At 44.5% G+C, this 3,893-nt stretch carries 3 protein-coding genes and 1 pseudogene; all 4 read left to right on the top strand.

From position 1 onward, the window contains the following. On the top strand, positions 1–472 hold a 472-nt coding region (locus H6S82_RS22320; RefSeq protein WP_191056721.1), incomplete at its 5' end, for a Uma2 family endonuclease. Positions 473–595: 123 nt separating this feature from the next. After that, positions 596–850: a hypothetical protein gene (locus H6S82_RS22315; RefSeq protein ID WP_190463751.1), complete on the top strand. Its 255-nt coding sequence runs from the start codon at positions 596–598 to the stop codon at positions 848–850. Then, positions 844–1,158 (top strand): annotated as a pseudogene (locus tag H6S82_RS22310) (type II toxin-antitoxin system PemK/MazF family toxin). Before H6S82_RS22315 ends, H6S82_RS22310 begins: the two are co-directional and overlap by 7 nt. Positions 1,159–1,349: 191 nt before the next feature. Further along, a partial coding sequence (locus H6S82_RS22305) for a U32 family peptidase (protein ID WP_191056720.1) occupies positions 1,350–3,893 on the top strand: 2,544 nt, incomplete at its 3' end.

Genomic DNA, 3,893 nt, shown 5'->3' with positions numbered 1-3,893 from the left:
CTACGCTGCTTTGAACTTTGCTTTCAGACAGCAGGATTACGAAGCTTTCACAAGTGATATGCGTCTGTGGATACCCAAAAGGCGGATGTATACATATCCAGACGTGATGATTGTGGCGGGTGAACCGGAGTATTTCAACAACCGTACAGATATTCTTGTCAATCCCCAAGTTATTGTAGAAGTTTTATCGCCATCGACCAAGGGATACGATCGCGAAAAGAAATTTGAGGCTTACCGGACAATCGAAACATTACAAGAATATCTTTTAATTGACCAAAACAAGATTCGTGTCGAGCAGTTTTCTAAAGCAGGGAAAAAGCGATGGTCGTTTTATGAATATGATGAGGAAGATGAGGCGATCGCTCTGACTTCAGTTTCTTTTCAGATTGCGCTGGTGGATTTGTATAATAAGGTAAAGTTTGAAGTTGTTGAGTCAGAGGGCGATGCTGCTGATGCTGAGGAATTGGGTTGAAGAATGCGATCGATCGTTTTGAGTAATGTTACCTGTCGCGATCGCAACTGAACTACAGTAGAATTATACTTTGGCTTAAAGAAGCAACTGCCTATGCACTAGCGCCCAATGGAGGCTTATCTTATGGCAACTATCAAAACAGATATTTTAATTCAAGATTCGCTCTATAAAGAGGCAGATGCCTTAGCAAATGAAATGCAAATTTCTCAAAATGACTTATTTGCTCTAGCGATAGAAGATTATTTGCGTCGCTATCGCGCTCGAAAACTGTTACAAAGCATTAATGAGGCGTATGCTGACGATTTGGATTTATCAGAGCAAGCTATGTTAGAAGGAATGCGTCGCCACCAACGACAGTTGGCAGAAGAGGAATGGTAATTCGTCAGGGAGATATTTACTGGATTGATTTAGGACAGCCAATGGGATCGGAACCAGCTTATATCCGTCCTTATGTGGTGATTCAAAACGATGTGTTAAACTCTTCTCAAATCAGAACTGTAATTGTTTGTGCGTTAACTACTAACCTGCGAAGAGCAGGAGCAATAGGTAACGTGCTGCTTGAACTAGGAGAAGCCGATTTGCCGGAATAAAGCGTAGTTAATATTTCTCAAGTATTTACAGTAGACAAAGCTATTTTAAATGACAAAATTGGTACGCTTTCTAGGCAAAAATTTCGACAAATATGAGCGGGTTTAGCGCTGGTAACTGAACCACAGGATATAGATTAAATAGGTGAATATGTTCTGCTGTTGGAATAATCTTTTCTATCAACTATCTACATTTGTAAACTTACACAATACAAACCGATCCGATAAAGCTATGATAGCCAAAGAACTCCTAACTGTTAGATAGTGCCATCTAAGCTGGCACAAACCCGATGAAAGCCGATCGTACACAAACCCCATCACATACATCGCCCACCTTTAAACGTCCAGAAATACTCGCCCCAGCGGGTAATTGGGATTGTGCTAAAGCTGCCATCGAAAATGGCGCAGATGCTATCTATTTCGGTTTAGATCGGTTTAATGCCAGGATGCGGGCGCAAAATTTTACCGAAGCAGATTTGCCGAAATTGATGAGATTTTTGCACCGTCGAGGTGTGAAAGGTTATGTCACTCTCAATACGCTGATTTTTCCTAAAGAACTAGCAGAAGCACAACAGTATCTCCGTACAATTATTGCAGCGGGAGTAGATGCGGTAATTGTGCAGGATGTGGGAATTTGTCGCCTCATTCGTCACCTTTCTCCTGATTTTCCCATTCATGCTTCTACGCAGATGACTGTCACCAGTCCGGCGGGGGTAGAATTTGCTAAATCTCTCGGTTGTCAGTTGGTGGTACTCGCTCGCGAATGCTCTCTGAAAGAAATTAACAAAATTCAGCAGCAAATTGCGGAAAAAAACGCATCTTTACCTCTGGAAGTGTTTGTTCACGGTGCTTTGTGTGTCGCTTATTCGGGTCAGTGTTTGACGAGTGAAGCGCTGGGGGGACGTTCGGCAAATCGAGGGGAATGCGCCCAAGCTTGTCGGATGACTTATGAGTTAATTGCTGATGGGAAAACGGTAGATTTGGGAGATCGAAAATATCTTCTCAGTCCGCAAGATTTAGCAGGGTTAGAAGTTTTGCCAGAGTTGGTAAAGACAGGCGTAAGTTCTCTCAAAATTGAAGGTCGTCTGAAAACGCCGGAGTATGTTGCTAATGTTACTCGCGTTTATCGAGAAGCACTCGATCGCATTATGGCGGAGTTAGAAAAACCTCACCCCCTCACCTCCTTTCCTACGAGGGAAGGGGGAACTCAAACTCCCTTTATAAATGAGGAACGCTACAACTTAGAAATGGCATTTTCTCGCGGACTCCATACAGGATGGTTTCGCGGAATTAACAATCAAGAACTCGTTCATGCGCGTTTCGGGAAAAAGCGGGGAGTTTATCTGGGCGAAGTTACCCGCATCCGCAACGAACAGGTAACCGTGCGACTGTCAGCGCCGATCGAACCGGGTGATGGTGTCGTTTTTGACTGCGGTCGTCCGGAAGCGCAGGAAGAAGGCGGTCGCGTTTATGGGGTGGAACTGCGCGGTCAAGATGCGGTGCTGACTTTTGGGCGGGGCGATTTGAACTGGCGACGAATTCATGTGGGCGATAAAATTTGGAAAACTAGCGATCCAAAACTCGATCGCCAATTGCGTCAGAGTTTTGCTGGCGATACTCCCCAATTTCAGCGTCCGATCGATTTGGAAATATATGGCGAAGTCGGTCAACCTCTAATTGCGATCGCTCGCGATGAACTGGGTCATATCGTGGAGGTGGAATCCTCCATACCTCTGGTGGAAGCGCACACCAAACCCCTCACAACAGAGCGTTTGCAAGAACAGTTCGGTCGTCTCGGTAACACACCTTTTTGTTTGGGGGTATTGACAAATTATCTCAAATCTGCATTAATGGTGCCCGTCAGCGAGTTGAACCGGATGCGGCGGGAGATTGTGGCGAAGTTGGAGGAATTGCGATCGCAACCCAAACGCTGGCAATTGCGCTCAAATGTTTCTTTTTCCGATTTACTACCCGCCCAAGAATCAGCACCGTTAGCTTCTCCTACTTTAATTGTTTTAGTGCGAAATCTCAAACAAGTGGAAGCCGCACTTCAAGCGGGAATTCAAACAATTTACTGTGAATTTGAAGACCCCCGCGCTTATCGAGAAGCTGTACAGTTAGTTCATCGAAAGCATTTAACTGAAAAGTCAAATACGGGCGAAGCATTTGGGGAGGGAAATTCGCACAGAACTGAAAAATTGTCGCCCAAATGCTTCGCCCCTACAAAGATTTGGGTTGCGCCACCGCGAATTACTAAACCTGGGGAAAACTATATTTTGGAGCAAGTTCGCAACTGCGATGCGGATGGTTATTTGGTGCGAAACTACGATCAACTCCAGTTTTTTGCCGAATATCCCTGTATTGGAGATTTCTCTCTCAATGTTGCCAATCCTCTCACGGCTGACTATTTTAAACAGCAATATAAACTGGAAAGGCTCACCGCATCTTACGATTTGAATATTAGCCAACTCGAAGATTTGCTCGTTAATTGTCCGCGTCATTGGTTTGAGGTAACTATTCATCAGCATATGCCGATGTTCCACATGGAGCATTGTGTTTTTTGTGCGTTTTTATCAGATGGAACCGATTATACTAATTGCGGGCGTCCTTGTGAAAAATATGAGGTGAAATTGCGCGATCGCGTCGGCACAGAACATATCCTGCAAGCTGATGCCGGTTGTCGCAATACTGTGTTTAATGGCACTGCTCAAACTGGTGCAGAATATGTCCAACGTCTGATAGAATTGGGGGTTAGTAACTTCCGAATTGAATTTGTCAATGAAACACCTAACCAGGTAATTCAGACAATTCAACGCTATCGGCAACTGCTACAA

This window comes from Planktothrix sp. FACHB-1355 (assembly GCF_014748295.1).
Taxonomy (GTDB): domain Bacteria; phylum Cyanobacteriota; class Cyanobacteriia; order Cyanobacteriales; family Aerosakkonemataceae; genus Aerosakkonema; species Aerosakkonema funiforme_A.
The sequence above is the reverse complement of the archived record's forward strand: the minus strand, read 5'-3'. Positions and strand labels throughout refer to the sequence as shown.